The organism is Streptomyces sp. NPDC048523 (genome assembly GCF_043199815.1).
Lineage (GTDB): Bacteria > Actinomycetota > Actinomycetes > Streptomycetales > Streptomycetaceae > Streptomyces.
Window position 1 is genome coordinate 1,797,130 of sequence record NZ_JBICWQ010000001.1, and the last position, 24,914, is coordinate 1,822,043.

The window sequence follows — 24,914 nt, forward strand, 5'->3', positions numbered from 1 at the left end:
CACGGTGCCCGACTACCCGCCCGGCGAGGCGACTCCCGAGGTCGCCGACAAACGACTCCCGTTCTCGTGTGCACAGCCACCATGCCGCTGGTCGCACGGAAGTGGGCACGGTCACCGGTGGAACACCCGCCGTCTCACGCAGAGTTGACCGTCACATAGCCACCCGCGCTTACACGCGCGACATGCGTGTACGACGTGTATGCCGTGCCAATCCCTACATGTAGTGCTTGGATTGCTACAGCAGCCCAGGAGTTGTAGCCATCGGGGTCTTTACAGCCTGGATGGACTCGTATGCTTGGGGCTGCTTCCTCACACGGAGCCCCTCACGTGCTTCGCCCTCCCGGGCGAAGGCCCTGCCTCACGGGCCACTTGGGGCTGAGTGAGAGGAGGCATCGATGGATCAGCACGAGCACTGCGCCTGCTACAAGCGCACCCTGACCTGGCGTCAGGCCCTTGTCGACTGGGCGCCCGTGATCGTCGCAACCATCGATGTACTGCGGTCCCTCTGGTCTTGACCAGAGAGCCGGAAAGCCCGCCGTATGGTCTGTGCTCAGCAGTGAGCCCGGCCGGTATCTAGACGGCCGGGCTCGGTGACTGCGGTACTCGTCGAGGGGGTCTGATGTCGGTTGCCGCCGGCATCGGGCCCTTCTCGGCGTCCGGGACGGGGTCAGACTCGGTGAGTCTCGGTGAGTCCCGGTGAGTCCTCTGCATCGTACACATCTAGTGCCTGGCTGACACGGGAGGCGTCATCCAGCCATTTCACTGCACTGTGCGCGTCCTATGCGCCGCCCCGGTTCGCATGCGCGTCGCGTACGGACTGTTGGAGCATGTCCATCAGGTCGACCGGGTGGGGCCCCCGAGTGGACTCGGCAGGGCGGGTGAGGTCCCGGGCGTGCAGCTTGGCCTCGACCACGGCGTCGAGGGCCTGCGCGTAGTGGTCGGTCAGGTCGGCGATCTCGGCGAGGGTGTCGACGCTGCGGGCCTCGATGAGGTCGAGGGCGGCGGCCAGCTCCTCCTCGTCGACCTCGGCGGGTGAGGGGGCGACACCGGCCGGGGGTCGAATCTCGTCGCTCCACCGGAGTGCGTTGAGGACCAGGGCGCCCTGCCGGGCCCGGAGCATGCCGAGCCGTTCGCGGTCGCCGCGCACGGCGAACTTGACGATGACGACCTGGGAGCGGCGGGCGAGGGCCTCGACGAGCAGGACGTAGGGCCGTACGGCGGCCGGGGCGGTGGACGCGGCCAGGTAGTAGGAGGCGGCGCCGATCTGCCGCGGGTCGATCGCCTCGGCGGGCAGCGTGCCGAGCAGCTCTATCGCGTGCGCGGTGGCCAGCGGCAGGTGGTCGAGGTCGGTGTCGGAGATCGGGACGATGCTGCCGTCGGCGGTCTCGTAGCCGCGGCCGATGTCGTGCTCGGGCACCTCGCGGTCCTCGATCTCGCACACCTTGCGGTACCGGATACGCCCGTAGCAGTCGCCGGCCATGTGCACGAGATGCAGCGGCGTACCGCCGCGCTCGACCGCGCTGATCAGGCTGACGGGCACCGTGACCAACCCGAACGTGATGTGTCCGCTCCAGATGACGGGTCCGGGCATGCTCCTGCCCTCCCCTTCGTGACCTGCGCCTTCATGCTAGATCTGCGGGAGACAGGTGTCCTGGCGGGATCGCGTCCGGGTACCGGTCCCCGCACGTACAAAGGGCGCCCTCAGTCAGCTCGAATGACTGAGAGCGCCCTGCCTGGTGGAACCAGCCGCTACAGGTCGATGTCCTCCTCGACCTCACGCTCGGGCACCTTCGGGGTCGTGTCGGTCACCGTCACGGACCCGTCCTCGGCGCTGGTGATCCGGTAGCTGCTCTCTACCGTGAGACCTGCATCGGCGTAGTCCTGCGCGGTCGTCATCTTCCCGTTGTTGAAGCCGAAGACCAGCGACACGGTCGTCCTCCTCTTCCTTCGTGCTCGCGGTTCGTTGTCCCAGCATGGTCACTTCGCCGCCCAAAGACTCCGTAGCAGTACGGGTTTGGCCGTACGTCTTCTCTGCCCCTCAAGAGGGCAGCGGCCGGCCGGGCACCGACAGGTCGCGCGTACGCGTGCGCGCATAAAGGGGGGTCCAGAAAGTCCAGAAACTCGGCCGTCCCCCAGGTCCGGCCCGGCTCGGTGCGCGACAATCGCGGCGTGCAGACGTCGAAGTTCCTCTCGGTCCGCGCGCTCGACCAGCTCCTCGACGGCCTGGGCGCCGGCGCGGCCCGTCGGCGTCAGCTGGACATGGTGCGCGGGGAGCTGGAGCGGGCACTGGACCGTGGTGCGCTGCCGGTCGGCGCCCGGCGCAGCCTGCGGCGGCTCCTGGAGGAAGAGGCGCTCGACCCGTACGTGCGGCTCGCGGAGTCCGGGGCGCTGCGGCACCGCCGGGTCGAGGGCGGCTTCCCGCCCACCTCGGAGGCGACCAACGAGATCCGCCGAAAGTGCGTCGACCTGCTGCGCGAGGCGCTGGGCCTGCCCGCGCTGCGGCTGGGCGGCGGGGAGATCCCGCTGCAGCCCGCACCGGAGGCGGCCACCCTCTCCGCCCTGGCCCGCCAGCTCGACCGGTACCTCGTCGGGGCCATGTCCCCCGCGCAGACCCGGCTGACGGCGCTGCTCGCGCTGGAGTTGGACACCGCGGCGCGCAGCGGGGAGTTGGTCGAGCTGCGCACCACGGACCTGCGCGAGGGCAACGCCGCGGTGTATGTCGAGCGGCGTCCCCAGGGCGGCGGCACGGTCGAGGGGGAGTGGGTCGAGACCTCGGCGCTGACCCGGGCCGCGCTGGAGCGCTGGCTGGACGTCCGCAAGGACCTGGTGCAGCGGGCCCATGGCACCTCGAAGCTGTGGGTGTCGCTCTGGATGAACCATGACGGCGTCCTCGACGACGAAGGGCACACGACGATCCGCCCGCCCGGGATGCCGCTGGAGGAGAACGGGCTGATCACCTCGTACCGGGTCGGCCGGCTGCGGTACGACGGGCTACGCCAGCTGCTGCCCCTCAAGCTGGAGGCCCTGCGGCGCGCGGTCGACGCCGAACGCCAGCGCACCGCCGCATAATCCTCTTCTTGTTGCTGCCTGACCTGGTCTTTTGCCGGGCGGCGACTGGGGCCCCCAAGGGCTTGTTACCAGCGGAAGCTCGGCGGATGCCGACTGGCGGGTCAGCTGCTGTTGGAGGGGGGCGGCGTGTTGCCGGGCATACGGGCGGCAGCTGGTAATGATCCAGACAAAATGCGATGGACGGCTTTTGGATCGAGGGAATTAGTGATCAAGGTTGGAGCAGCGTGGGCACGATGCCAACACCAACATCCGTGACGCAGACTGCATCTTGGTTCGCCCTGCTGGGGGGTCTTCTCGGGGGACTGGGGTCAGCCGTGCGCGCGTGGTTCGCACTCAAGGAGTACCAAGACCTGGTGCGGCGGGCCGAAGTTCCCGACCTGTTAAAGGCGGCGCTGCGATTCACGATCGAGGTTTGGGCCACCCCTCGCGCGGTCGGCTCTCTCCTGGGGATCGTGCTGGGGGGCGGGCTGTGGGTGCTGCTCGGCGTCCCTGTCAGAGCCGTCCGCAAGGGCCCTAGAGCTGCTGTCACGTTGGCAGCTCAAACATGGAAATTGATGGGGGCTGAGTTGAAGAAAAATGTTCTGGAGCTTCCTCCCGTGGCCTTTTTTCGGGCGCAACGGGTGGTAGCACAGAACCTTGATCTCATCCGCGCCAGCGGTGAGGACGATGCGCGCAGGCTCGGTGAGTTGGCGAACCAGACGTTCGCTTGGTCAATGGTCCTTCTGGGAGCAGTTCTGGTTTCGGTCGGATCGACAATCAGGTTGTACTGGGCCTACCAGTAAGGGGCCAGTCCTCCGGGCGGCACGTGACCCTTCGGCATCTCAAGCTCTCGTTTCCGCGGCTGCGGTCATCCCAGACTCACCAGCCGTCAAGAGCGCGGCCGGCAAGGGTGACGCGCTGGGAGAGCGGCTCGGTGCTCTGCGGGCCTGGCCGGAGACCCGGGTCGTCGCCGACGCGACCGGTGACCTGGACGGGCTGGTCCGGGTGCGACCGGCCGGCCGGGCAGGGCAGGGCCGGGCCGGGGGCTACTCCCGGTGAACCGTCCGCCGAGAGGCTGTGCAGCGGTTTACCGGCCGTACGTCTCCCGCAGTTCCACCTTGCGTACCTTCCCGGACACCGTCATCGGGAAGGTGTCGAGGATCTTCAGCCGGCTCGGGATCTTGTAGTGCGCCAGTCGTCCCTCGCAGAAGCCGCGCAGTTCCTCGAGGGTCGGCGGGTCCGCAGGGTCCCTCGGGATGACACAGGCGAGCACCTCCTCGCCGTAGCGCTCGTGGGGGACGCCGACCACCTGGACGTCCGCGATCTTCGGGTGGCCGTAGAGGAACTCCTCGATCTCGCGCGGGTAGATGTTCTCCCCGCCCCGGATGATCATGTCCTTGATGCGGCCGACGATCTCGACGTACCCGTCCTCGCGCATCATCGCCAGGTCCCCGGTGTGCATCCAGCGTCCGGCGTCCACGGCCTCCGCCGTCTTCTCCGGCTCCTGCCAGTAGCCGAGCATCACGCTGTAACCACGGGTGCACAACTCCCCCGATGTGCCCCGGGGTTGGGTCACCCCGGTCGCCGGGTCGACGACCTTGACCTCGAGGTGGGGCAGGACGCGGCCGACCGTGCCGGTGCGGTGCTCCAGGTCGTCGTCCCTGCGGGTCTGCAAGGACACCGGGGACGTCTCCGTCATGCCGTAGCAGATGGACACCTCCGCCATGTGCATCTCCGCGACCACCCGCTTCATCACCTCCACCGGACACGGCGAGCCCGCCATGATGCCAGTGCGCAGGGAGGAGAGGTCGTACGTCGCGAAGTCGGGGAGGTTCAACTCCGCGATGAACATGGTCGGCACCCCGTAGAGCGAGGTGCAACGCTCCTGCTGGACCGCCCGCAGCGTCGCCGCCGGGTCGAAGGACGGGGCCGGGATCACCATGCACGCGCCGTGCGAGGTCGCCGCAAGATTGCCCATCACCATGCCGAAGCAGTGGTAGAAGGGCACCGGGATGCAGATCCGGTCCTGCTCGCTGTAGGAGATCAACTCCCCCACGAAGTAGCCGTTGTTGAGGATGTTGTGGTGGGAGAGGGTGGCTCCCTTGGGGAAGCCCGTGGTGCCCGAGGTGTACTGGATGTTGATCGGGTCGTCGCAGGACAGTTCCGGGTACGCCGCCGCACGGTCGCCGCGCCCCAGCAACTCCCCCCAGCTCGGGTCACCGATGTACACGACCTCCCGCAACTCCCGGCACCTGCCGCGCACTTCGTCGACCATCGCCCGGTAGTCACTGCTCTTGTGACTGAGCGAGGCGAAGAGCAGAGAGATCCCCGCCTGGTTGAGGACGTACTCGACCTCGTGGGTGCGGTACGCCGGGTTGATGTTCACCATGATCGCGCCGATGCGGGCGGTGGCGTACTGGACGAGCACCCACTCGGGGCAGTTGACCGCCCAGATGCCGACCCGGTCCCCCTCGGCGATCCCGGACGCGAGCAGCGCGGACGCCAACTCCTCGACGTCGGCGCCGAATTGCGCGTACGTCCAACGCCGTCCGGACGGCACGTCGACGAGCGCCTCCCGGTCGGGCCAGGTCGCCACCGCCCGGTCCAGGTTGGCCCCGATCGTGTCGCCGAGAAGTGCGGTGTCACCGGCGCCGTGCGTGTACGAGTTCACCGGAAGTCCTCCTCGCGGTACTCCGCGTCCGAGCCCGCCGCCGTGGCCTCACGCAGCTCGATCCGCCGGATCTTGCCCGACACAGTCTTGGGCAGCTCCCCGAACTCCAGGCGCCGGATCCGCTTGTACGGCGCCAGCGTCTGCCGGGAGTGTTCGAAGAGCACCTTGGCCGTGTCGGGGCCGGGCTCCCAGCCCTCCGCCAGCACGACGTACGCCTTCGGGACCGCGAGCCGCAGCTCGTCCGGCGCCGGCACGACGGCCGCCTCGGCCACCGCCTCGTGCTCCAGGAGCGCGCTCTCCAGCTCGAAGGGGCTGATCTTGTAGTCGGAGGCCTTGAAGACGTCGTCGCTGCGCCCGATGTAGGTCAGGTAGCCCTCGTCGTCCCTCGACGCCACGTCGCCGGTCCGGTAGTAACCGCCGGCCATCGCCTCCGCCGTACGGTCCGGGTCGCCGTGGTAGCCGGTCATCAGACCGACCGGCCGGGCCGACAGGTCCAGGGCGATCTCGCCCTCGGCAGCGCCGGGCGCGCCGGAGACCGGGTCGAGGAGCTCCACCTTGTAGCCGGGGCTCGGGCGGCCCATGGAGCCGGTCTTCAGCATCTGCCCGGGACTGTTGGAGACCTGCACGGCCGTCTCGGTCTGGCCGAAGCCGTCCCGGATGGTGATGCCCCAGGCCCGCCGGACCTGCTCGATGACCTCGCGGTTCAGGGGTTCACCGGCCGCGACCACCTCCCGCGGCGGTGTGCGCAGCTGGGTGAGGTCGGCCTGGATGAGCATGCGCCACACGGTCGGCGGGGCGCAGAAGGTCGTGACGCCCGCCCGGTCCATCTCCGACATCAGCCGGGCGGCGTCGAAGCGTGTGTAGTTGTGGATGAAGACGGTCGCCTCCGCGTTCCACGGCGCGAACAGGTTGGACCAGGCGTGCTTGGCCCAGCCGGGCGAGGAGATGTTGAGGTGCACGTCACCTGGCTGGAGACCGATCCAGTACATGGTCGCCAGGTGCCCGATCGGATACGACGTGTGCGTGTGCTCGACCAGCTTGGGGCGGGCCGTCGTCCCGGAGGTGAAGTACAGCATCAGCGGGTCGTCGGCCAAGGTGGGGCCGTCGGGCAGGAACTCCTCGGAGGTGGTGTACGCGTCCTCGTACGGCTGCCAGCCCTCCGGTACGCCACCGACGGCGATGCGCGTGTAGTCGCCGGGCACCTCGTCGAACTTGCCGGTGTCCTCGGCCCGCACCAGGACGTGCCGCACCCGGCCGCGCTCGACGCGGTCGCGCAGGTCGGCGGGGCCGAGCAGCGGGGTCGCCGGGATGACGACGGCACGCAGCTTCATGGCGGCCAGGGCCGTCTCCCACAGCTCGGCCTGGTTGCCCAGCATGACGAGGATCCGGTCTTCTGCCTCCACCCCGCGCTCGCGCAGCAGGTTGGCGACCCGGTCGGACCGTTCGGCCAGCTCGGCGAAGGACAGGCGGACCTCGCTGCCGTCCTCCTCGACGATGTGCAGGGCGGTGCGGTCGTTGCCCCGCGCGATGACGTCGAACCAGTCGAGCGCCCAGTTGAAGTGTCGCGGGCGGGGCCAGGCGAAGCCCTCGTACGCCCTGGCGTAGTCCTCGCGGTGCTGCAGCAGGAAGTCCCGCGCCCCGCGGAAATCCTCCGTGGCCGTCATCTTGGTGTCCTCCTCGTACCGGACCATTGCCGGGCGGCTCTCTGTCATCGTGTAATCCGTGATGCAGGTCTCACTACCCCCGAACGGGGGTGTGTGCCGCGGTGAAGGGACGAACAGGTGACAGTGGACCCGGTCGGGGCGGTGGAGATCCGGCGTGCGCTCGTACGGCTGCGGCGCACCACGGGCCTCCCGGTCGCCTTCGGCGGTCTGGTCGAGTCGGGGCGCCCGCAGATACGGATCAGCGAGCTGAGCGGTACGGCCACCACCTCGCTCCTCGCCCTCGCGGTGACCTCGGGCAACGGCCTCGGCGGCAGGACCGTCGCACTGGCCCGGCCGTGCGCCGTGGCGGACTACTCACTGTCCCGGCAGATCAGCCACGAGTACGACGCCGCCGTCGCCGCGGAGGGTCTGCGCTCGGTGCTGGCCGTGCCGGTGGTCGTACGGCGCCGGGTGCGGGGCGTGCTCTACGGCGCCCTGCGGGACGCCCGGCCGCTGGGTGACCGCACGCTGACCGCCGCGGTGGACGCGGCCCGGGACGTGGAGCAGGCGCTGGTCGTCGGCGACGAGGCACGGGAGGTGCTGGTGGCGGCGCGGGCCGAGCCCGGGCACGATGACGCCTCCGGGTGGGAGCAGGTCCGGGAGGCCCACCTGGCGCTGCGGGCGCTGGCCCCGCGGATCACCGATCCCGCACTGCGCGCCGAGCTGCTCGACGCCTGCGCGCTCCTGACCACCGGTTCCGGGCCCTCGAAGGTGGTCTCTCTGGCCCCGCGTGAGTTGGACGTCCTGGCCTGTGTGGCGGCCGGGGCGACGAACGCGGTGGCGGCGGAGAGGCTGGGCGTGAGTGCCGAGACGGTCAAGGCGTACCTGCGGTCGGCGATGCGCAAGCTCGGGGCCAGGACGCGTGGCGAGGCGGTGGTCGCCGCACGCCGGTCAGGACTGCTCCCGTGACAACCCGGCCGCTCCCGTAACATTCGTAGACATCTCATTCATTCGCGGGCGGTTTGAATTTCTCCATACGGAACGGGTTGTTATCTCCCTCACCACATCTTCCCGCCGAATTTCGGAGCAGCTTGCCTAATATTGGCCAGGACACGACACAGGGAGGGAAGCGGTGACCGTGCCACGCGACTTCCAGGAGCCTGCGAGATGTCGCCCCGACCTGGTCATCGGCCGGGACGAGCTGTTCGTCCAGGCCCGTGAGCAGCTGGCCCGCGGTGGCAGCGTGCTGCTGCACGGCCCGGCCGGAATAGGCAAGTCCACCGTGCTGCGCGCCCTGGCCACGGAATACGGCGAAACGGCCCACACCGTGTTGCGCTGCTCGGCCACCGAGTCGGAATCCCACCTCCCCTTCCTGGCCCTGGCCGACCTCTTCGGCCTGGTCCTCGACGACATCTCCGACAAGCTGCCCGCCGCGCAGCGCACCGCGCTCGAATCGGCGCTGACCGGCCGCGGCGAGTCCACCCTGCAGCGCGACGGCCTCGCCCTGCGCCTGGCCGTGCTGTCGGCGCTGCGCGCGCTGGCCGCCGAGGGGCCGGTCCTGGTCGTCGCCGACGACATGCAGTGGCTGGATCCGGCGAGCCTGGAACTGCTCGGCTTCGCCGCCCGCAGGCTCGGCGACATCCCGGTACGGATGCTGTGCGCGGTCCGGACCGACGGCCCCGAGTACGACCGCCATCTACGCGCGTTGCCCCCGGACAGTCTCGCCGTCCGCTTCAACCCGCTCACCCGCGCCCAGGTGGCCGCGCTGCTCGACCACCGCGGCTACACCGGCCTCCAGCGCTCCACCGTCCGGGACATCCACCGCACCAGCGGCGGCAACCCGTTCTACGCCCTGGAACTCGGACGCGCCCTCAGCGAGAACCCGACCCCGCCCCGCCCCGGCGAGCCTCTTCCCGTGCCCACCTCCCTCCGGGCCCTGGTGCTCAGCCGTCTGCAGATGCTGTCCGAGGAGGCCCGACGCACCCTCCTGGTGGCGAGCGCGGGCGCCCGTCCCACCCCGGCCCTGCTGCACGCGGCCGGCCGCGGGGACGCCGAGGCGGAGATGGCCCAGGCGGCCGCACTGGGCCTGCTCGCGACGGAGGCCGAGGGTCCCGCCGTACGCTTCGCGCATCCGCTGATCTCGGCCGCGCTGTACGCGGAGGCGCCCGCGCAGGAACGGCGGGACGCGCACCGGGCGCTGTCCACGGCCGCCTCCGACCCGATCGAACGGGCCCGCCACCTGGCCCTCGCGACCATCGGCACCGACCCGGAGGTGGCCGCCCGGCTCGCCGAGGCCGCGGCCCTGGCCCGGGACCGGGGCGCGCCCTCGATGGCCGCCTCCCTCGGGCTGCTGTCGGCCCGGCACACCCCGGCAGACAGCGTGCCCGCTCCCGACGTACGGCGGCTCACGGCGGCCGAGGACGCGATCACCGCCGGCGAGCTGGATCTCGCCCGGGACATCGCCCGGGACGTACTCACCCGGGCCACCGTGCCCGCGGACCGGGTACGGGCCTGGATCACCGTGATCGACACCGCGGGCCACGCCATGACGGAGGTCGACGCGGTCTTCCCGCAGGCGCTGGCCGACGCGGGCGACGACCCGGAGCTGCTCGCCCTGATCCGCTACCAGCTGGCCTGGCGGGCGCTGCTCGTCGAGGGCGACTTCGACGAGGCCCGCGGGGAGGCAGCGCACTCGGCGGCGCTGGCCGCGCGGGCCGGCGACCGCTACAACGAACTGATGGCGCTGTCCTTCCAGGCCCAGCTGGAGACCCTCATGGGCCACCCGGACGCCCCCGCCACCATCAAGCGCGCCCTGAAGGAGCCCCAGGACCCGCGGGTGGCCTGCCACCACAACGGCGCCGGGTACTCCCGCTTCCGCTGGCTGATCATGAGCGACCAGCTGCCCGAGGCCCGTGCGACGGTCACCGCGCTGCTGCGCGAGGTGCGGCGGCGCGGTTCGGTCGAGAGCGAGGTGCACTTCCTGCGCGGGGTGGCCGAGACCGAGCTGCGTTCCGGGCACTGCGGGCGGGCGCTCGACCTGGCGCGGGAGAGCCTGATGATGGCCCGGGACACCGGGATCGGCGAGGTGGCCTCGGCCGTGCTCGCCTCCCTCGCGGAGGCCTCGGGCGGCCAGGTCGAGCGGGCGCTGGAACTGGCCCGGGAGGCGGTCGACCACGCCGAGGAGAACGGCGACCAGATGTACGAGTCCCGGGGCCTGGCCGCCCTCGGGTACGCGCAGCTCGTCGCCGGGGACGCGCAGGGAGCGGTGCGTTCGCTGCGCCGGGTGCGCGAGCTGGAGCACGGCCTCGGCATCACGGACCCGGCGCGCGGCCGCTGGCAGGGCGACCTCGCCGAGGCCCTCGTACGCATCGGGGAGACCGGCGAGGCGCAGGACGTCATCGACGTGACGCGGGTGAACGCGCTCCGGCTGGGCCGGGAGAGCGTGCTCGCCGTCCTGGACCGGGCCGAGGCCCTGGTGCGGGCGGCGCGGGGTGAAGTCGACGCGGCGCTGGTGCAGTTGACGTCGGTACAGGACCGGCTCGCCAAGCTGGGGTACGGCCTGGAGGAGGCCCGCGCCGCCTTCGCGCTGGCCCAGTTGCGCACCCGGCGGCCCGGTCCGACGTCGTACGACGAGGCGGCCCGGCTCTTCAGGCGCTGCCGGGCGCTGCCGTGGCTGCGGCAGGTGGAGGCGGCCGCGCTGGCCCGGCCGGCCGAGCCGGAGCCCGCGCATTCCGTCGCGCCGGACGGGCTGGACAGCCTCGAAGGGCTCGCCTCGATGGAGCGTCAGGTGGCGGCGCTGGTGATGGAGGGCGCCACCAACCGGGAGATAGCCGCGCGGCTGTTCATCAGTGTGAAGACGGTCGAGGCGACGCTCACGCGGGTCTACCGCAAGCTCGGGATCCGCTCCCGGGTGGACATCGTCCGGCTGGCGGCGGGCCGCCGACCGTAGCCGAGGGGCCGTCAGAACAGCTGCCCCAGGGGGCCGACCGAGGGTTTTCCCTGCCCAACTCCCTTAGGGGGTTCCCTCATTGGGAAGGGGAACTTCCGCGTTCTAGCTTATGAACATGCCGCTCGCCCGGGCATACGGGGGTCGGTCCCGCGACCCCCGTGTACACCCCCACACCCGCGCGACCCCCCACCGGCAACCCTGAGGAGACTCACTGATGTTCGGTCTCACCCGTGCGAAGAGAGCCGGCGCCGCCGCTCTGGCGACCGCCGCTGCCGCCGCCACCGCGTTGCTCGGCGCCCCCACCGCCGTCGCCGCCCCCGAGCCCATCGTCGGCGGTACGACGACGACCACGACGGCGTACCCGTTCATGATGCAGATCACGGACGCCTCGCAGAACCAGTTCTGCGGCGGCACCCTGGTCTCCGCGACCAAGGTCGTCACCGCGGCCCACTGCATGGTCGGCGAGACCACCAGCAGCGTGCGGGTCGTCGGCGGCCGCACCTACCTCAGCGGCACCAACGGCACGGTCAGCCGGGTCAGCAAGATCTGGATCAACCCGGACTACACGGACGCCACCAACGGCGACGACGTGGCCGTGCTGACCCTGTCGACGTCGATGCCGTACACCACGGCGTCCTACGTCTCCTCGTCCCAGACCAGCGTGTACGCGGCCGGCACCACGGCCCGCATCGTCGGCTGGGGCACCACCTCGGAGAGCGGCAGCTCCTCCAACCAGCTGCGGACCGCGACCGTCCCGATCGTGTCCGACTCCAGCTGCAAGAGCTCCTACGGTTCGTCCTACGTGGCGAGCGACATGGTTTGCGCCGGATACACCTCCGGCGGCACAGACACCTGCCAGGGCGACAGCGGCGGTCCCCTGCTCATCGGGGGCGTCCTGGCAGGGATCACTTCTTGGGGAGAGGGCTGCGCGGAGGCCGGTTACCCGGGTGTCTACACCCGGCTGACCACCTTCTCCAGCCTCGTGACCGCACAGGTCAACTCATAGGTCCCCAGAGGTTCTCCTGAGCATCCCTCAGGTGAGAGACCGGGGGCGTTGCGGGCCACCACGAGCGGCCCGCAGCGCCCCCAATCCATGGGTGCGGTCCGTATGCGAACGACCGCCCGTTGATGACGAACGGCACTGCCTGCTCGTCGCGGCGGCCGCGGTCGGCTGCCTGGTGGTGCGGTCGACGGCCGCCGCCAACCCCGGCTATCACTCCACCGCCGCGCTCGCCCGCGTGCTGCCCGACGCCGACATGACGGCCGCCTGTCCGCGTTCCGGCACCGGGGTGAGCCGAAGGCGCCGACGATCGCCTCGCCGTCCGCGGGGCCTGCGCGGGGTGATCTACGCCAGGGCGGCAGACGCTGTTGCTCGGCCTGGTCACCGACACCCTGCGGGCCTGACGGCGTCGGCGGGGCGGGCCGACTGAGGGTCACGGGATCACGGTCCCGAACCGGATGTCGTACGGCGTTCCCGGGTGCAGCGTGGCGAGCATGAGCTGCCCCTCCGCCATGAGGTCCGCGCGCTGGGCCTTGGTGAGGCTGCCGAAGGGCTCGATGACGAGGACGTCGCGCTCCAGCTTCCACACCCCGGCCAGGAAGCCGTCGACCAGGAACGTGCTGTACACCAGGTTGCCCACCCAGCTGCGGCCCCAGTACTCGGGCGGCACCACCCGGCTGCGGTCGGCGTGGGAGAGGAGCAGGTTGTCGAACTCGGGGAGGAAGCGGGGCGGGGCAGGGGTGCCGGCGTCGGGGCGCGGGGCGTCGGGGAGGTCGAAGAGTTCGACTCCCTTCTCGTCGCGGAAGGTGAGCAGCCGCGGGCGCAACCGCTCGAAGGTCTCGCGCAGGCGGGTCAGGCCGGCCCAGGTCTGCATGTCCTTGACGGAGGCGGGGCCGAAGGCGGCGAGGTAGCGCAGGACGACGTCCTCCGGCGCGGGGGCCGGTTCGGCGGGGCGGCCCAGCCAGTGCTCGGCCGTGGTGAGCGCGACCTGGCCGCTCCTGCCCCACAGCCCGCGGGGGGTGACCTGGACGAGGGGCAGCTTGCAGCGGGCGGCGATGCCGAGGGCCTGCGGATCGGCGTCCGGCCACTCGGCGACCAGGACCTCGCGCAACTGCTTCATGGTGCGCGGCTCGGTCTCGACGAGCTCCCGGGCGAGGACGGCGAGGCGGTCGAGGTCGACGCCGTCGAGTCCCTTGCGGAAGTGGGTGAGTTCGCGGTCCCGGGCGGGCTGCACGAGCGGCCGCAGGGTGAGGCAGTCCTCCGCGGTGTGGGTGTGGATGGTCGAGCGCATGGTGACGATCCGGACGACCTCGCGGTCGGCCATCAGCTCCGAGAGCGCCTCGGGTGTGAACCCGTCGAGGCGGGCGGCGAGCGCGTAGTACGGCGGCTTGACGTTCTGGGCCTGGAGGCCGAGGAGGTGCCCCACGGCGGCCTTCGCCGACAGGCCGGACCGGCGCAGGAGCAGCTGACGGTCGAGGGTCGCGCGGTTGAGGGCGCGGGTGCCGAGCACCGGGGCCGACGTGGTCGTCTTCGTCATGGGAAACACGCTAGGGGTGCTTGCGGACAGCCTCTGTCCGCAACTCTCACCGTGTCCCCGCACAGCCCTCCCCAGGATGTCATTTGCCCCGTATACCCTGCTCCGTGATCACGCCGACATCGGCTCGGCCCGAGAGCGAGAGGCAGCCACGATGTCCGAGCGACGCGCTCGCCCCGCCGCGAAGAGCTCCACCGCCAAGGATTCCGCCGGCTCCGCCGCCAAGGACTCCCGGAAGTCCGCCTGGCGCCGCGCCCTGGCCCCGCCTTCCGCGCCTCCGGAGACTCAGGCACCCGGGGGCGAGGGATCCGCCTCCGAGACGGCGGAGCCGCCGAGCATCGTCCAGGCGGCCCTCTACCGGGACGGCGTGCGCGTGTCCTCCCCCGCGACGCTCGCGGACACCTTCCGCGAACTGCGCGAACAGCCCTCCGGCATGGCCTGGATCGGCCTGGCCCGTCCCACGGAGCACGAACTCCTCTCCCTGGCCGAGGAGTTCGACCTGCACCCCCTGTCCGTCGAGGACGCGATGGAGGCCCACCAGCGCCCCAAGCTGGAGCGCTACGGCGACACGCTCTTCGTCGTCCTGCGGGCGGCCCGCTATCTGGACGCCCCCGAGGAGGTCGACTTCGGCGAACTGCACGTGTTCGTGGGCCCGGACTTCGTGATCACGGTCCGGCACGGGGCGGCGCCCGACCTGTCGGCGGTGCGCGCCCGCATGGAGAAGACACCCGAGCTGCTGAAGCTGGGCCCCGAGGCCGTGCTCTACGCCATCCTGGACGCGGTGGTCGACGGCTACGCCCCGGTCGTCGCGGGCGTCCAGAACGACATCGACGAGATCGAGACGGAGGTCTTCCGCGGCGACCCGGAGGTCTCCCGCCGCATCTACGAACTCTCCCGCGAGATGGTCGAGTTCCAGCGCGCCACCCGCCCCCTCGTCGGCATGCTGCACGCCCTGATGGCCGGCTTCACGAAGTACGGCACGGACGAGGAACTGCAACGCTACCTCCGTGACGTCGCCGACCACGTCACCCACACCAGCGAACGAGTCGACGGCTTCCGCCAGGCCCTCGCCGACATCCTCACGGTCAACGCGACCCTCGTCACCCAGCAACAGAACGCGGAGATGCGGGCGTTGGCGGAGGCGGGGTTCGAACAGAACGAGGAGATCAAGAAGATCTCGGCCTGGGCGGCAATTCTCTTTGCTCCCACACTCGTCGGAACCATCTACGGTATGAACTTCGAGAACATGCCCGAGCTGGGCTGGGGCTTCGGATACCCCTTCGCGATCGGACTGATGGGGATCGTTTGCATCGCTTTGTACGTGATTTTCAAGCGGCGGGACTGGCTGTAGACGCGTCGCGCCGGCATCCCATACGGGAAGTCGACTCCGCGTCACTGCTGCGATGCTCCGGTGCCTTCAGTGGCTCAGATGGCGGACCAGAGGGCCCGTGCCCTTCTGCACCGGTCCGCCCCCACCGCCGCCGCCACTGAGACGCTTTCCGGCCGCCCCGTAGACCTTCGCGACGTGCAGCCGGATCACCAGGCGCCGCTCGCGCACCATCGCGGCGCGGAATCCCTCCCAGTCGGGGTGCTCGCCCTGGAACCCGCGGAAGACCTGCACCAGTTCGTCGGCGATCGCGTCGTGCTCGTCGGTCGTGACCGGCGTCAGTTCGGCGTCCCCCTCGGCGACCATGTAGGAGAACCCGGCGCTGTCGCTGACGAAGAAGCTCGCCCGTGGATCACGGCGCAGATTGCGGGTCTTGGCGCGGCTGTACGTGACCATGAGGCGGATGATCCGGGCCTCGGGGTCGTACGCGTAACCGACGTTGGAGAGCTGGGGACGGCCGTCGCGCTTGAGCGTGACGAGCGTGCCGATGTGCTGCTCCTGGAGCAGCTCGAACAGGGCGCTTTCGTCGCTTTTCCCTAATACCTCAGCCATAGCTGGAGAATAGGCGGCCGAGTGCCTGTCCAACCACGTGCGGCAGCCGAGACCGGAGCAACTTAGTTGCTTTGTACGGCGGTTGAGCGGTCGGTCCTGGTCCGCGCATGGCGGAGGCGGTGCCCCCGTCGTCGCCCGGGGGATGGGGGCACGACGAGGACACCGCGATCTCGGTGCGGTCAGGTGGTCGACAGGGCCTCCGTGGGAGGCAGCCTGGCCGCGCGTACCGCGGGATAGAAGCCGGCCAGGCCGCCGATGACCAGCGTGGCGCCGATGCCGCCCGCCATCGCCCACACCGGCACCACCGAGGGCCAGCCCTGGTACGCGGCGTAGCCGGACGTGACGGCGATGCCCAGCAGGACGCCGCCGAGGCCGCCCAGCGCGGACAACAGCAGTGCCTCGCACAGGAATTGCGTACGGATCTGACCGCGCGTCGCGCCGAGCGCCCGGCGCAGTCCGATCTCCGACCGGCGTTCGAGGACCGAGATGACCATGGTGTTGGCCACCCCCACACCGCCGACGAGCAGCGCGACCGCGCCGAGACCGAGGAGCAACCCGCTCAGGGCGCTGTCCGTGGCCTCCTTGGCGGCGAGCGCGTCCGAGGGCCGCGAGACATTGGCCTCGCTCGGGTTCTCGGGGTTGGCGGTGGCGCCGAGGACCGCCTGCACATCGGTCACCTTCGACTCCTCGGAGCGGGTGTACACCGTCGTCGGGTAGCCGTCGAAGTCCAGTTCCCGCTCCGCCTCGGGCCAGCCGACCAGGGCGGCGGAGTCCAGCTCGGGTACGAGCTGGTTGGGCGCGAGGATGCCGATGACCGTGAACCACCGGCCGCCCAGCCACACCATCGTGTCCGGTCCCGCCTGGAAGACACCGAGCTGCTGGGCCGCCTTCGGGCCCAGCACCACAGCCGGGTAGCGCGCGTTGGCGGCGTTCAGCCAACGGCCCTCGGTGATCTCCGCCCCCGCGGTCCTCGGCAGGTCGGTGCGGGCCGCGTACACGTTGAGGCCGCCCGTCTCCTCCTTCGGGACGTGGTCGTTGCGGTAGACCTTGGCGTCGGTCCTGCCCACGGCCGAGACCGACTCGACGCCGTCGATGTTGCTGATCATCGAGAGGGACGCGTCGGGCAGGTGGGCCGCCGAGCCGGAGAACGACTGACCCGGCGACACGGTGAGCAGATTGGTGCCGAGGGCCGCGAGCCGGCGGTTGAGGTCGGCGGTGCTGGACGACGAGATGCCGACCACGCCGACCATCGCCGCGATACCGATGGCTATGCCGAGTGCCGACAGAAAGACGCGCATGGGACGCGACCGCAGCCCGGAGCCGCCGACCCGCACCACGTCCGCCGGCCCCATCCGGGCCGGCTTCGGGCGCGGCGGCGCGGCGGCGCTTGTCAGCTCCTTCGTCGCGTTCACCGCACGGCCTCCTCGGGGAGCGGGACCCGGGGCAGCGCGGCCGGCGGCATGCCGCCGCGGCGGTCGATGCCGTCGAGGCCGTCGAGGCCGTCGACGGTGCCCGAGTCGTGTTCGATGTGGCCGTCCTTGATGCGTACCTCGCGCGGCAGGGAACCGGCGATGTCCCGGTCGTGGGTGATGACGACGACCGTGGTGCCGGCCCGTTGCAGCTCGTGCAGGAGCTCGATGACGACCGCTCCCGACCGCGAGTCGAGGGCGCCCGTCGGCTCGTCGGCGAGCAGCAGCGGCGGGTCACCGAGCACCGCGCGGGCGATGGCCACCCGCTGCTTCTCGCCGCCCGACAACTGGTGCGGCTCGTGGTGGAGACGGTGCCCGAGGCCGACCCGGCGCAGGGCGCTCTCCGCGAGCCTGCGCCGCTCCCCGCGCGGCCTGCCGCTGTAGAGCAGGCCGTTGGCGACGCTGTCGAGCGCCGGGACACCGGGTGCGAGGTGGAACTGCTGGAAGACGAAGCCGATCGTCCCGGCCCGCAGCGCGGACAGCTCGCGGTCGCTGAGGCGGTCGATGTCGTACCCGTCGATGCGTACGGTGCCCGCGGTGGGCCGGTCGAGCGTGCCCATGATGTTGAGCATCGTGGACTTGCCCGAGCCCGACGGACCGACGACGGCGAGCAGTTCGCCGCGCCGGATCACGAGATCGGCGCTCTTGAGCGCGGCCACGTCTCCGTACGTCTTGGAGACGCCACGGAGTTCGACCACGGGGCGGGGCGAACCGGTCACTTGGGGACCCCCACGACCGTGCCGGCGGTGATGCCCGGTCCCGACACCTCGACCATGCTGTCCGCGAACATGCCGACCTTGACCGGCCTGACGTGCACGCCGTCCGACTCCACGGCCTGTACGGCGTAGCCGCCTCCTCGCTGTGCCACCAGCGCGTTGATGGGCACGGCGAGCACGTTCTCGCGGGTCTGCGCCTTCAGGGAGATCTTGACCGCGGCGGCCTGGTAGCGGCCCAGTGCCTTCTGGTCGTCGACCTTCAGCTCGACGGGCAGGGTCGCCTTCTGGCTGCTCGGCCCGCCCTGGCCCGCCGAACTTCCGCCGGCGCCCTGGGAGTCCGCGGACTGCGGCGTGGTCGGCGAGCCGACGTCCGTCACCTCGGCGTTGACCGTGGTGTTGTCCGGCAGGGTGACCGTGGCCTTGACGCCCTTCGCCACGATGTCCTCGTACTGCACGTCGAGGGCGACGCTGACGATCCGCTCGGTTCCGGTCCAGGTCACGACAGGCCCGCTGGGCGGGGCCCCGGTGACGGCCTTCACCTCGGCGACGCGCCGGGCACCGGAGGCGACCACCGCGTCCGACGGCCGTACGGTGCCGGTCTCCTCGCGGCCCAGGTCCTCCTGCCACTCCCGTACGGCCGCGGCGGTCGACGCGTTGTAGCTGTCGTCGACGACGAAGCCGTCGTAGCCGAGTGCGGCGAGGTTCTTCTCCAGCGTCGCGACATCCCTGCCCTCCGTGCCGTCCTGCATCGTGCGGTAGAACGGCACGGAGCCGTAGAGAAGCGGGACCTTCTGCTCGTCGACCTTGTACACGGTGCCGCCCCGCTTGACGATGTCGCCGGCCGTCGGCACCCAGGTGACGGTCCCGGCGCCGGGACCTGCCGCGGCCGGGGCCTGCACGGTCGAGGTGTCGCCGAAGCCGAGGTTGCCGTCGACGGTCTCGGTGCGGGTCAGCGTGGTCCGCTGCACCTTGGCCGTCCGGGGCGGCGCCGACGCCGCCGCGTTCGCCCCGTCGTCGCCGTCGCCCCCGAAGACCCCGGTGGTGGCGGCGCCCGCCGCGGCGGCCACCGCGATCGCGATGACCACGATGAGCGACGTACGCAGGGGGCGACGCCTGCGGCTGCTCACCGGGGCCGGTGTGGTCCCGGCCCCGTCGCCGCCGCCCTTCACGGCGGTGTCGGGGCCGCTGTCTCTCGACATGTCGGGGCTGTTCTCGCCCAGGGTGTCGAGCCCGCGCCGGTCGACGGAGTCGCGGCCCGGCGCGCCGGGCCGCGACACCTCGCCCGCTGTGTGCAGTTGCAGAGCCCTGGAGGTCTCGCCGGATGAGTCGCCCGCTGTGGGTGGCTCATCGGCCTTCTCGTCCTGGACCCTTACTCGGATCTCGTCCGGTGCTGTCATCGGCCCGTCCTCCTAGCTGCCCGTCAGAGCGCCGCCGGGCCACTTCGACTGGCAGGCCAGCCGGGCCTTGTTCCAGTCCGCGCCCCCCGGGTCGATGCCGCTGCTGCTGAAGTCGATCGACATGGACCCGCCGTTGATCGTCGGGTCGGGGAGGTTGGGCAGTCCGTTCTTGCGCATGCACTTCGCCCAGTCGGCGACCTTCCCGGAGTCCAGCGGCTCTCCTCCCCCGCTCCCGCCACCGCCGAGCTGGCCCTGCGGCATCTTGTCGCGGCAGGACTCCATCGCGGCCTGGAACTCCGCGGAGTTGGGGTCGACGTCACCGCCCGGCGAGAGCGCGATCCCACCGTTCGCCTGCTGCTGCGGATCGGGGAATCCGGCCACCCCGTTCGTGCGCATGCACTGCGAGAACGCCAGCGCCTGATCGAACGGGCTGGTGGGCGAAGCGGTCGCGGCCGCTGCCTGCTGGTCGGTCTTCGACGAATCCGGGTCGTCGTCGCCGGAACACCCGCTGAGTAAAAGGGTTCCGGTGAGAAGGACCGAGCCCACGGAGAGGGTTTTGGCAATCCTGCGTTTGTGTGTGAGGAACATGGGGCCAAGTTCTACGCGGGTGCCGGTCACAGGGCGGGCACAGCGGCGCCGTCCTCCGACGACACCGTCACACGGCCGCGCGGTCATCGGACGGGCTCGCAGGATGCGCGTCCGCCGGGACGGATGTCAGGTCGCTCCGCTGTGCCGGCCCGACCGCCCGGCCCCGGGTCCACGTCCAGTTCCTCCACTCCCGTGATGCCCCGCTCCAGGAGGTCCACGAGGATGTTCCTGCTCTTGGCCGTCGCCTCGGGGCCGCGGAGCAGGTCCGGCTCCGCCAGTTCCCTGAGCGCGGCCAGGACGGCACCGAGATCCTCCTGGACCTGGGTGAGGATGTCGGCGATGGCAGCGGCGTTGGACTCGACGATGTCGCTCCACAGGCACGAGTCGCCGCGGGCGATACGGATGACGTCGCGCAGTCCCTGACCGGCGAGGTGCGCCGCCTCCGGAGGGCCCTGGCTCAGGCGAGCGGCCATCAGACTGGCCACCAGGTGCGGCGCGTGGGAGGTCAGTGCCACCGCGTCGTCGTGCGCGCGGGCTCGCATCACGCGTGGCTCGGCGCCGCACAGTGCGATCAGGTCGAGGGCGCGGTCGAAGGCGGTCTTGGACGTGAGGCGGGTCGGGGTCAGCACCCAGGCACGGCCGCGGAACAGGTCCGCGCGGGCCGCCAGCGGCCCTGACCGCTCGCGGCCCGCCAGCGGATGTCCCCCGATGTAGCGGCGAGGGTCGGGTACGCCGGCCAGGATCTCCCGCTCGGCGGGCGCCTTCACGCTCGCCACATCGGTGTAGCTCAGCGCGAGCCGCCGCGCCTGGGCCTCGGCGAGGACAGGGGCGGCCGCGCTGGGCGGGACGGCGATGACCGCCAGGTCCACGGGATGCGGCGGAGGTCCGGGCGAACCGGCGCCCAGGGCGGCGGCGGTACGGGCCGCGGACTCGTCCCGGTCCAGGAGGTGGACGGTCACCCCGCGTCGGCTCGCGGCGAGCGCCACCGACGTACCGATGAGACCGGTGCCGACGACGGCCAGCGTACGGAGGGTCACGAGGTGCCTCCCGACAGCGGCTCGCGGTGGTCGGCGCCGTTCCGTGCGTTCAGCCGCTCGTCGAGCAGCGCGGCGAGGCGGTCCAGGCCCTCCTCGATACGGTCGGGCGTCAACGTACTGATGGACAGGCGGAGTTGGCGGAATCCGCCCGCTGCCCCGTAGAAATGGTGCATGGGCGTGAACAGCACGCCGTAGCGGCGCGCGGCATGGGTGAGGAGGTCGTCGTCCACCGTGAACGGCACGCTGAGCACGATGAAGAACCCGCCGGTCGGCGCGTTCCAGGTGATGTCGGGCCGGTGTCCGAACCGACGGGTGAGACCGTCGAGCACCTGGTGCAGATTGCGCTGATAGACCTCCGTCTCCCGCCGGTTGGCCGCGACGAGGCTGCATCCGTGGTCGAGGAGTTTGCCGCCGATCACCGCCTGTGCGATCGGTGCGGTGTTGACGGTGAGCATGCTCTTCAGCTTGGCCAACTCATCGGCGAGCAGGGAGGTTTCACCGTTCGGGCCGGTCACCCGCTGGTCCGCCACCACGTAGCCGACGCGCGCGCCGGGCATGGCCGTCTTGGCGAACGAGCCGAGGTAGACGACCTGGTGGCGCCGGTCGAGTGCCTTCAGCGTCGGCGTCCGGCCGGCCGCGTCGGTGAGCAGGCCGTAGGCGTTGTCCTCCAGCAGGAGCAGGTCCTCGGTCGCCGCGATGTCGAGGAGCCGGTGCCGGTCGGCCAGGGGAAGGCTGACGCCCGCCGGGTTGGCGAAGTCGGGAGTGACGTAACAGGCGCGCACCCGGCGCCCCTCGGCGCGGGCCCGGCGCACCTGCTCGACCAGGTCGTCGAGATCGATGCCGGTGTCGCCGGTGCGGACAGGCAGCACGGGCAGGTCGGCGAGCAACGCGGCGCCGGTCAGGCCGACATAGGCCGGGACGGGGGCGAGCAGCGCGTCGCTGTCGTCGGCGCGCAGGGCGCGCAGGACCAGGAACATCGCCTCCTGGCAGCCGACGGTGACGACCACACTGGCGGGGTCGGCCTCGATGCCCTCGTCCACGGCGAGACCGCGCGCCACCAGGTCGGTGATGATTCCCTTCGTGGCGCCGTACTGGAACAGGGCACGGGCCACCTCCGTCTCGCTCATGTGCCGCTCGTCGCGCAGGTGGTCGCAGAACGTCCGCAGGTACCCGTGGAGGCGGGCCACGTCGTAGAAGCCCTCGTAGGGCCGGCCGGCCGCGAACGAGATCGCGTCCGGATAGGTGTCGGCGACCTGGTTGAGGAGGTTCATGGATTCCATGGACACATCGGTGAGCGAGGCGTGCAGGGTGGCAGCTCGCAACTCGGCGTGGACGATTTCCGATTGAAGAATTTCCATAGAACGACTCCTCGGCCGGGAACTTCCTGCGTCATCAGGGTCTACGGACCGCGGAGGGAGGGCAATGCCTGGACAGGTGCGGCTCGCTCCCGGCCGGCCATACCATCGGGCCGTTCCGCGAATTCGGATCCACGGCCGGGCAGTCGAGGTGAATCCTCGAAGGGGAATTTGATATGCCGGTTGGGTGGTCGGCTGAATTCGCATTCTTCACCACACCCGAGGAATCTGATGACGGTTCTACCCGCAGCGGCACCAGTCAATGACCTCGCGATCGACTACGTGGAGATGTACGTCGGCGACCTGGAGGCGGCGGCGTTCTCCTGGGTCGACAAGTACGCCTTCACGGTCGTCGGCACCGGCGGCTCCGCCGAGCACCGGAGCATCGCGCTGCGTCAGGGCCGGATGACCCTGGTCCTCACCGCGCCGACCTCTCAGCAGCATCCCGCCGCCACGTACGTCAGCACCCACGGCGACGGTGTCGCCGACATCGCCCTGCGCACCGCCGACGTGTCCGGGGTCTTCGCCACCGCGGTGGCGGGCGGCGCCCGTCCCGTGCGGCAGCCGACCCGGCACGTGGGCGAGGGCCCGGCCGTCACGGCGGCCGTCTCGGGCTTCGGCGACGTCGTGCACACCCTCGTGGAGCGCGCGCCCGGCGAGGGTCCCGGGCTGCCGGCCGGCTTCGTGCCCGCGCTCGGCTCGCGGGAGGCGCGCACCAGTGACGTGGGCCTGCTCGACATCGACCACGTCGCGGTCTGCCTGAACGCCGGCGACCTCGACTCCACGGCCCTCTTCTATCAACAGGCCCTCGGGTTCGGGGAGATCTTCCAGGAGCACATCGTCGTCGGCGCGCAGGCGATGGACTCGACGGTCGTGCAGAGCGCGACCGGCGCGGTGACGCTGACCCTGATCCAGCCGGACGCGGCCGCACAGCCCGGGCAGATAGACGAGTTCCTCAAGAGCCACCACGGGCCGGGCGTCCAGCATCTCGCGTTCTCCAGCAACGACGCCGTGCGGTCGGTGCGGACCCTGGCCTCGCGCGGTGTCGGCTTCCTGAAGACCCCGGCGGCGTACTACGACCTGCTCGGCGAGCGGATCGGGCTGCGGACCCACGAGCTGGACGACCTGCGCGCGACCGGCCTCCTCGTCGACGAGGACCACGGCGGTCAGCTGTTCCAGATCTTCACCGCCTCCGCCCACCCGCGCGGCACGATCTTCTACGAGGTCATCGAGCGCCAGGGCGCGCGGACCTTCGGCAGCTCCAACATCAAGGCGCTGTACGAGGCCGTGGAACTGGAGCGGACGGGGCAGCATGCGGCGCGCTGACCCAGGTGGCCCGCCGAGCACCGTCGACCCGCACGAGCTGCGGGACCTAGGTGATGTGGAGCGCGCCGCGGCCGCCGTACTGCCCGCCGAGGTGTGGGACTTCGTGGCGGGCGGGAGCGGCCGTGAGCACACGCTCGCGGCGAACCGGGAGGCGTTCGAGCGGGTCTTCGTCGCCTCCCGGGTGCTCAGGGACGTCTCGGCGTGCGACACGGCCACGACGCTGCTCGGCCGGCCGGTACGAATGCCGGTGGCGGTCGCCCCGGTCGCGTACCAGCGGCTGGTGCATCCCGAGGGCGAGTCCGGGTCCGCCCGGGCCGCGCGGGCGGCGGGGGTGCCGTTCACGGTCGGCACCCTGAGCAGCGTCCCGGTCGAGGAGGTCACGGCGGCCGGTGGCACCGTGTGGTTCCAGCTGTACTGGTTGCGCGAACGGGGCCGCACCCTGGACCTGGCGCGCCGGGCCGAGGACGCGGGCTGTCAGGCGCTGATGCTCACCGTCGACGTGCCGTGGATGGGCCGACGGCTACGGGACGCGCGCAATCGCTTCACGCTGCCCGCGCGGGTGCGCGCCGCTCATCTCGACGGCGGCGCCGCCTCGGCCGCGCATCTGCCGTCCGCCGACGGCTCGGCGGTGGCCGCGCACACCGCCGAGGCGTTCTCGCCCGCGGTGACCTGGAGTTGTGTGGAGGAACTGCGTGCCGCCAGCCGGCTGCCGCTGATCCTCAAGGGTCTGCTCGCGCCCGAGGACGCCGTGCGGGCCGCCCGGCTCGGCGTCGACGCCGTCGTGGTGTCGAACCACGGGGGGCGGCAGCTGGACGGTGCGCTGCCCGGCATCGACGCGCTGCCCGAGGTGGCCGCGGCGGTCGCCGGGGAGTGCGAGGTCCTGGTGGACGGCGGCGTCCGCGGCGGCACGGACGTGCTCAAGGCGCTGGCCCTGGGCGCGAACGGGGTTCTCGTGGGGCGCCCACCGGTCTGGGGGCTCGCGGCAGCCGGGGAGGCCGGGGCGCGGCGGGTGCTCGACCTGCTGGCCGAGGAGTTCGGCGACGCCCTGGGGCTCGCGGGCTGCGCGGATGTCGCGGACGCGCGGCGACTCCGTACGCTGCGGGCGCCCGCCGTGAGCGGCGCCGGCCGGCCTCAGTCGTGACCCCACCCTGACCGCCAGGCCGTACGACCGCGTGGACCTCATGCGAGTCCACGCGGTCGAGATGTGACCACGGCTCCCGTACGGGGGAGCCGTGTACGTGG

At 71.2% G+C, this 24,914-nt stretch carries 20 protein-coding genes; 8 read left to right on the forward strand and 12 right to left on the reverse strand.

Translation table 11 applies throughout. From position 1 onward, the window contains the following. Nucleotides 1-778: 778 nt before the first annotated feature. Entirely contained in the window at nt 779-1,591 is an 813-nt protein-coding gene (locus ACGFWE_RS08230; RefSeq protein WP_393598692.1) for a Ku protein, read from the reverse strand. A gap of 158 nt (nt 1,592-1,749) precedes the next feature. Next, nucleotides 1,750-1,929 carry a hypothetical protein gene (locus ACGFWE_RS08235; protein ID WP_393598694.1) on the reverse strand — a complete coding sequence of 60 codons (180 nt, stop codon included), beginning with the start codon at nt 1,927-1,929 and terminating at the stop codon, nt 1,750-1,752. Between the two features lie 240 nt (nt 1,930-2,169). On the opposite strand from ACGFWE_RS08235, the gene ACGFWE_RS08240 reads away from it, so the two are divergent. Next, entirely contained in the window at nt 2,170-3,069 is a 900-nt protein-coding gene (locus tag ACGFWE_RS08240) for a hypothetical protein (protein ID WP_393598695.1), read from the forward strand. A gap of 251 nt (nt 3,070-3,320) precedes the next feature. Then, nucleotides 3,321-3,851 carry a hypothetical protein gene (locus ACGFWE_RS08245; protein WP_393598696.1) on the forward strand — a complete coding sequence of 177 codons (531 nt, stop codon included), beginning with the start codon at nt 3,321-3,323 and terminating at the stop codon, nt 3,849-3,851. A gap of 284 nt (nt 3,852-4,135) precedes the next feature. On the opposite strand, the gene ACGFWE_RS08250 is transcribed toward ACGFWE_RS08245, so the two are convergent. Together ACGFWE_RS08250 and ACGFWE_RS08255 are read right to left on the reverse strand one after the other, a co-directional pair. Beyond that, a complete protein-coding gene (locus ACGFWE_RS08250; protein WP_393598698.1) occupies nt 4,136-5,719 on the reverse strand; it encodes an AMP-binding protein in 1,584 nt (527 codons plus the stop codon). After that, nucleotides 5,716-7,383 carry an AMP-binding protein gene (locus tag ACGFWE_RS08255; protein WP_393598974.1) on the reverse strand — a complete coding sequence of 556 codons (1,668 nt, stop codon included), beginning with the start codon at nt 7,381-7,383 and terminating at the stop codon, nt 5,716-5,718. The genes ACGFWE_RS08250 and ACGFWE_RS08255 overlap by 4 nt, the downstream gene beginning before the upstream one ends. Nucleotides 7,384-7,500: 117 nt before the next feature. Here ACGFWE_RS08255 and ACGFWE_RS08260 point away from each other — a divergent pair, with 117 nt between their 5' ends. The 3 genes from ACGFWE_RS08260 to ACGFWE_RS08270 all read left to right on the forward strand — a co-directional run bounded on the left by ACGFWE_RS08260 (nt 7,501) and on the right by ACGFWE_RS08270 (nt 12,317). Continuing rightward, nucleotides 7,501-8,331 carry a response regulator transcription factor gene (locus ACGFWE_RS08260; RefSeq protein ID WP_393598700.1) on the forward strand — a complete coding sequence of 277 codons (831 nt, stop codon included), beginning with the start codon at nt 7,501-7,503 and terminating at the stop codon, nt 8,329-8,331. 163 nt (nt 8,332-8,494) lie between these two features. Further along, nucleotides 8,495-11,311: an AAA family ATPase gene (locus tag ACGFWE_RS08265; protein WP_352381589.1), complete on the forward strand. Its 2,817-nt coding sequence runs from the start codon at nt 8,495-8,497 to the stop codon at nt 11,309-11,311. A 214-nt stretch (nt 11,312-11,525) separates the two neighbouring features. Then, nucleotides 11,526-12,317 (forward strand): serine protease, encoded by a 792-nt coding sequence (locus ACGFWE_RS08270; protein WP_352381591.1) that lies wholly within the window; start codon nt 11,526-11,528, stop codon nt 12,315-12,317. A gap of 427 nt (nt 12,318-12,744) precedes the next feature. On the opposite strand, the gene ACGFWE_RS08275 is transcribed toward ACGFWE_RS08270, so the two are convergent. After that, nucleotides 12,745-13,848, reverse strand: a complete 1,104-nt coding sequence (locus tag ACGFWE_RS08275; RefSeq protein WP_393598701.1) for a winged helix DNA-binding domain-containing protein — start codon at nt 13,846-13,848, stop codon at nt 12,745-12,747. A gap of 151 nt (nt 13,849-13,999) precedes the next feature. Between ACGFWE_RS08275 and ACGFWE_RS08280 the strand changes: the two genes are divergently transcribed. Then, nucleotides 14,000-15,196 (forward strand): magnesium and cobalt transport protein CorA, encoded by a 1,197-nt coding sequence (locus tag ACGFWE_RS08280; RefSeq protein ID WP_352381596.1) that lies wholly within the window; start codon nt 14,000-14,002, stop codon nt 15,194-15,196. Between the two features lie 66 nt (nt 15,197-15,262). On the opposite strand, the gene ACGFWE_RS08285 is transcribed toward ACGFWE_RS08280, so the two are convergent. The 7 genes from ACGFWE_RS08285 to ACGFWE_RS08315 all read right to left on the reverse strand — a co-directional run bounded on the left by ACGFWE_RS08285 (nt 15,263) and on the right by ACGFWE_RS08315 (nt 22,349). After that, the gene (locus tag ACGFWE_RS08285; protein ID WP_352381598.1) at nt 15,263-15,784 is read right to left on the reverse strand and encodes a PPOX class F420-dependent oxidoreductase; all 522 of its coding nucleotides are present in this window, start codon (nt 15,782-15,784) and stop codon (nt 15,263-15,265) included. 179 nt (nt 15,785-15,963) lie between these two features. Next, nucleotides 15,964-17,136 carry an ABC transporter permease gene (locus tag ACGFWE_RS08290; RefSeq protein WP_393598976.1) on the reverse strand — a complete coding sequence of 391 codons (1,173 nt, stop codon included), beginning with the start codon at nt 17,134-17,136 and terminating at the stop codon, nt 15,964-15,966. Between the two features lie 56 nt (nt 17,137-17,192). After that, complete coding sequence (locus ACGFWE_RS08295) at nt 17,193-17,972, reverse strand: ABC transporter ATP-binding protein (protein WP_352381599.1); 780 nt, start codon at nt 17,970-17,972, stop codon at nt 17,193-17,195. Continuing rightward, a complete protein-coding gene (locus ACGFWE_RS08300) occupies nt 17,969-19,366 on the reverse strand; it encodes a peptidoglycan-binding protein (RefSeq protein WP_393598703.1) in 1,398 nt (465 codons plus the stop codon). Before ACGFWE_RS08300 ends, ACGFWE_RS08295 begins: the two co-directional genes overlap by 4 nt. Nucleotides 19,367-19,378: 12 nt before the next feature. Continuing rightward, on the reverse strand, nt 19,379-19,954 hold the full coding sequence (locus tag ACGFWE_RS08305; RefSeq protein WP_393598705.1) for a hypothetical protein: 576 nt from the start codon (nt 19,952-19,954) through the stop codon (nt 19,379-19,381). Between the two features lie 83 nt (nt 19,955-20,037). Then, nucleotides 20,038-20,991, reverse strand: coding sequence for a prephenate dehydrogenase (locus tag ACGFWE_RS08310; protein ID WP_393598707.1), 954 nt, complete (start codon nt 20,989-20,991; stop codon nt 20,038-20,040). Beyond that, a complete protein-coding gene (locus ACGFWE_RS08315; RefSeq protein WP_393598708.1) occupies nt 20,988-22,349 on the reverse strand; it encodes a PLP-dependent aminotransferase family protein in 1,362 nt (453 codons plus the stop codon). The genes ACGFWE_RS08310 and ACGFWE_RS08315 overlap by 4 nt, the downstream gene beginning before the upstream one ends. A gap of 228 nt (nt 22,350-22,577) precedes the next feature. On the opposite strand from ACGFWE_RS08315, the gene hppD reads away from it, so the two are divergent. Next, on the forward strand, nt 22,578-23,672 hold the full coding sequence (gene hppD, locus ACGFWE_RS08320; protein WP_352381608.1) for a 4-hydroxyphenylpyruvate dioxygenase: 1,095 nt from the start codon (nt 22,578-22,580) through the stop codon (nt 23,670-23,672). Beyond that, nucleotides 23,659-24,813 (forward strand): alpha-hydroxy acid oxidase, encoded by a 1,155-nt coding sequence (locus ACGFWE_RS08325; RefSeq protein ID WP_352381610.1) that lies wholly within the window; start codon nt 23,659-23,661, stop codon nt 24,811-24,813. Before hppD ends, ACGFWE_RS08325 begins: the two co-directional genes overlap by 14 nt. Nucleotides 24,814-24,914 lie beyond the last annotated feature (101 nt).